This window comes from Amycolatopsis sp. NPDC059027 (genome assembly GCF_042739735.1).
Lineage (GTDB): Bacteria > Actinomycetota > Actinomycetes > Mycobacteriales > Pseudonocardiaceae > Amycolatopsis.
On record NZ_JBHYIK010000063.1, the window covers coordinates 21711 to 26328 of the forward strand.

Annotated in this window: 2 protein-coding genes and 2 tRNA genes; 3 read left to right on the forward strand and 1 reads right to left on the reverse strand. The window is 67.4% G+C overall.

The annotated features are described in order from the left end of the window. Window positions 1-40: 40 nt before the first annotated feature. Window positions 41-634, reverse strand: coding sequence for a PPA1309 family protein (locus ACFWY9_RS34090; protein ID WP_378330300.1), 594 nt, complete (start codon window positions 632-634; stop codon window positions 41-43). Between the two features lie 166 nt (window positions 635-800). On the opposite strand from ACFWY9_RS34090, the gene ACFWY9_RS34095 reads away from it, so the two are divergent. From ACFWY9_RS34095 to ACFWY9_RS34105, 3 genes are all read left to right on the forward strand, one after another. Continuing rightward, window positions 801-3797 carry a UPF0182 family protein gene (locus tag ACFWY9_RS34095; RefSeq protein ID WP_378330332.1) on the forward strand — a complete coding sequence of 999 codons (2997 nt, stop codon included), beginning with the start codon at window positions 801-803 and terminating at the stop codon, window positions 3795-3797. 67 nt (window positions 3798-3864) lie between these two features. Next, window positions 3865-3938 (forward strand) — tRNA-Met (locus tag ACFWY9_RS34100). A gap of 541 nt (window positions 3939-4479) precedes the next feature. Next, window positions 4480-4553 (forward strand) — tRNA-Met (locus tag ACFWY9_RS34105). Window positions 4554-4618 lie beyond the last annotated feature (65 nt).

Sequence of the window (4618 nt, forward strand, 5' to 3'; positions counted from 1 at the left end):
CGCCCGGCGATAGCAAAGGTCCCTTGCTCCTCTTCGTGGGTCAGGGCAGCAGAGTGGCCTTGAGCGCCTCGAGCAGATTCGGCGCGAGGTCGGGGCTTTCGATGATCTCGTCGACGACGTCCTCAGTGGCCCCGGTGGCACCCGGCGTCCCGGGCTCGGCCGCTTCCCCAGACGGCGCCACTCCGCGCAGCCGCATGACGCAAGCCGCTTCACCGCCGCGGAGGACGGCGGCCACGAGCCGGGCCTCCGTACGGCGCGGATGGTCGGCCGCGGCGCGGCGCAAGCGTTCGGCGTCGCCCTCGGAGACGTCCGGCAATTCGGCTTCGACGTCCGGCGGGAGCACGATGATCTCCTGCGCGATCGCGCAGCCCGTCACGACATCCGGCCACGCGATCCGGCTCAGTGCCTCGGCGAGGTCGCCCTCGGGCAAGGCTTCCTGCGCGACCGGGGTGAGCGGGTTCGCCGGGTCCAGTTGCCCGGCCAGTTCCGGTTGTTCGTCCAGCAACGCGCCCGTCGGCACCAGCGCGAACAGTTGCGGCGGCTGGTCCCAGCCCCCTGCGGCGACGAATTCCTCTACTTCGCGGGCCAGACCGGCGATGGCGGTGATCGTCGGCTGCTGCTCACTGGGTGCCATGGCTCAATCGTCCCAGGAGGGTGGTCGCCGCGCCGTGCCACGTCCGGTTTGGGCGGGTCCCGGGAACTCAGCGTGGCATCCGTAGAGTTAGAGCATCAGGGGCGCGTGCGCCCTCTGCGAACGTGTTCACGAAGACAGGAGCTATGCCGTGGCGTCCCGGCCCCCCGTGAGCCTGCCGAAGCTGTCCCGGCGCAGCAGGATCCTCCTCGTCATCGCCGCCGTGATCGTGCTGGCGTTGCTCCTGGGGGCGAGACTGCTCGACACCTATGTCGACTGGCTGTGGTTCGGCGAGGTCGGCGCGCGCTCGGTGTTCACCACCCAGCTGGTCACCAGGATCGTGCTGTTCTTCGCCGTGGGGATCTTCGTCGGTGGCGCGCTGGCGGCCAGCCTGACGATCGCCTACCGCACGCGCCCTGTCTTCGTGCCGGTGTCCGGCACCGACGACCCGCTGGCCCGCTACCGGTCCGCGATCGTCGCCCGTATCCGGCTCTTCGGCATCGGCATCCCGGTGCTGACCGGTCTCATCGCCGGCGCGTCCGCGCAGGGCGACTGGCAGGTCGTCCAGCTGTTCGTCAATGGAACGTCGTTCGGCCAGAAGGATCCCGAGTTCGGCAACGACGTCGGGTTCTACGCCTTCGACCTCCCGTTCGTGAACTGGCTGCTCGGCTGGCTCTTCATCACGGTCGTCATCTCGTTCTTCGGCGCGCTCATCGCCCATTACGTCTTCGGCGGGATCCGCCTCGCCGGCAAGGGCGGCCAGCTCGCCGGGCCCACCCGCGCGCAGCTCGCCATCACCGTCGGCATCTTCGTGCTGCTCAAGGCCGTCGAGTACTTCTTCGATCGGTACAACCTGCTGCTGTCCGACCGATCCAACGGCCTGTTCACGGGCGCCACCTACACCGACCTCAACGCGGTGCTCCCGGCGAAACTGATCCTGCTCTGTATTTCGGTGATCTGCGCGATCGCCTTCTTCGCCGGTGCGTTCCTGCGCAACCTCCAGCTGCCGGCGATCGCGCTGGTGTTGCTCATCCTGTCGAGCATCCTGGTCGGCGTCGCCTGGCCCGCGGTCCTCGACCAGTTCTCGGTCAAGCCCAACGCCAACGAGAAGGAAGCCACGTCCATCCAGCGCAACATGGACGCGACGAAACAGGCGTTCGGCATGACCAAGGTCCAGTACCAGGACTACAGCGGCAAGTCCGAGGCCACCGCCGCCGATGTCAAACAGGACACCGGCACGATGTCCAACATCCGGCTGCTCGACCCGAACATCCTGAGCGACACCTTCACCCAGCGCGTCGGCCGGGAGAACTTCTACGGCTTCCCGGCGAAGCTCGACATCGACCGGTACACCATCGGCGGCCGCACCCAGGACTACATCGTCGCGGCCAAGGAGATCAAGACCGAGGGCCTCACCGGCAACCAGACCACCTGGATCAACAAGCACCTCGTCTACACCCACGGCAACGGTTTCGTCGCCGCGCCCGCCAACACGATCGACCGCGCGGTGAAGGACGCCAACTCCGACGGCGGCTACCCGATCGCCACCACCAGCGACACCCAGAACCCGACCGGCGCCGGTTCCGCCGGGCCGAACTCGCCGGGTATCCGTGTCGACGAGCCCCGCATCTACTACGGCGAGCTCACCACCGACCCGTCGTACGCGATCGTCGGTGGACCGGCGGGCAAGGCACCAGGCGAGTACGACACCGCCAACGATCGCAGCTACCTGTACAAGGGCAGCGGCGGCGTGCCCCTCGACAACTGGTTCAACCGGCTCGCCTTCGCGGCCGAATACGGCGAACGGAACATCCTGTTCTCCGACGCCATCGGCGACGGCTCCAAGATCATGTACAACCGGGACCCGCGGCAGCGGGTCAACAAGGTCGCGCCGTGGCTCACCCTCGACGGCGATCCGTATCCGGCGGTCGTGAACGGCAAGATCCAGTGGATCATCGACGGATACACCACCCTCAACAACTTCCCGTACTCCCAGCAGGTCCAGCTCGGCGCCGCGACCAACGACTCGCTCAACGGCACCACGCGCCAGGCGAACAGCTCGATCAACTACATCCGCAACTCGGTCAAGGCCACTGTGGACGCTTTCAACGGCACGGTGTCGCTGTACTCGCTTGACGACAACGAGCCCGTGCTGAAGGCCTGGGAGAAGGTGTTCCCCGGGTTGGTCAAACCCAGCAAGGACATCTCCCCGGAACTGCGCTCGCACTTCCGGTACCCCGAAGACCTCTTCAAAGTGCAACGTGACCTGCTGACCAAGTACCACGTAGGCAGCCCGCAGGAGTTCTACGCCCAGCAGGCCTTCTGGAGCATCCCGCAGGACCCGACACAGGAGGGCGGCGCGACACCCGGTGCGGCCGGGGCAGCCAACCAGCCCGGCTACTACGTGCTCGCCGACGCGCCGGGCGAGAACCAGACGACCTTCCAGCTCACGAGCCCGCTCACGGGTCTGCAACGAAACTACCTCTCGGCCTGGATGTCGGTGTCGTCCGACCCAGCCGACTACGGCACGATGAGAGTGCTCAAACTACCCACCGCCGCCAGCGGGGCCACCCAAGTCGACGGTCCCGTCCAAGTGCAGAACAGATTCCAGGGCGACCCCCGCGTCGCGCAGGACCGGTTCCTGTTCAACAACCCCAGCGTGACCCCGATCTTCGGCAACCTGATCACGCTGCCGGTCGGCAACGGGTTCCTGTACGTCGAACCGGTCTACATCAGACAGCGCAACCAGCTGTCCAACTATCCGCAGATGGCGCGCGTCCTCGTGGCGTACGGATCGAAGATCGGTTTCGCGGCCACCCTCAACGAGGCACTGGACCAGGTCTTCGGCCCCGGCGCGGGCTCGGTGGTCACCGCACCGCCCCAGGGCGGCCAGCCGACCACCAGCCCGACACCACCGACCAGCAGCACGCCCAGCCAGCCGCCACCCACCACCGGCGGCAGCAACCCGGCGCTCGACAAGGCCGTCGCCGACATCCAGGCGGCTCTTGGCAAGCTGAAGGCCGCGCAGCAGTCCGGCAACTTCACCGACCAGGGCGCCGCCCTGGCCGCGCTGGATGCCGCGGCCAAGGCCTACGAGGCGGCCAAGGGCGGCACACCCCCGTCGTCGCCTCCGCCCAGCAGCGGCGCGCCGCCCTCGGGAGGGTGACGTCGCTTACGTAATCGACACCTGCTTTGCGCCCGCCCGAAACCCGGGCGTAAGGTAGGTGTCACGACGCGGGGTGGAGCAGCTCGGTAGCTCGCTGGGCTCATAACCCAGAGGTCGCAGGTTCAAATCCTGTCCCCGCTACAGAGGTCGGAGGCCCGTGCTTGCGGAACGCGCAAGCATGGGCCTCTTTCGTGTTTTCTTCGGGGGTCGAACCCCCGGGCCCCGCCAAGAGGGGCTCCGCCCCCTTGGATCCCCCGCCGCGGTGGTTACGTCTGGCGTGTTGGTTGCGTTGAGTGTGGTCGCTGAGCTTCGGGGCAGGGTGAGCGTGGGCGGCGGGTTGTCGTTGTGTGGTGCGGGTTGTGGTAGTTGGGGTGTTTTTGCGGGGTGGCGACTGGTGGGTCGGCGAGCGATAGCAAAGGTCCCTTGCTCCTCGGGCGCGTGAGCAAAGGTCCCTTGATACTGGTCGGCGATAGCGAAGGTCCCTTGATGGCGCGGGAGAGGATGGGCGTGTCGCGAGATGGGGCTGCGGAGCGTGGGTTGCGGAGGGTGATGGCGGGGGCGGCCATCGGGGGAGGGAGTCTGCTGGGCGGGTGAGTTGTGGCAGGCCAGCGGGGGTGCAGGGCGCTAGGGAGGGGTGCCTGAAAACCGGTTGAGGGCGTCCGGTAGTCTTTCCTTACAACGACGCGGGGTGGAGCAGCTCGGTAGCTCGCTGGGCTCATAACCCAGAGGTCGCAGGTTCAAATCCTGTCCCCGCTACAGAGGAAGAGACCCGGGGGGGGGGGGTGGGGGGGCCGGGGGGGGTGTTTGGGGGGGTGTGTGTG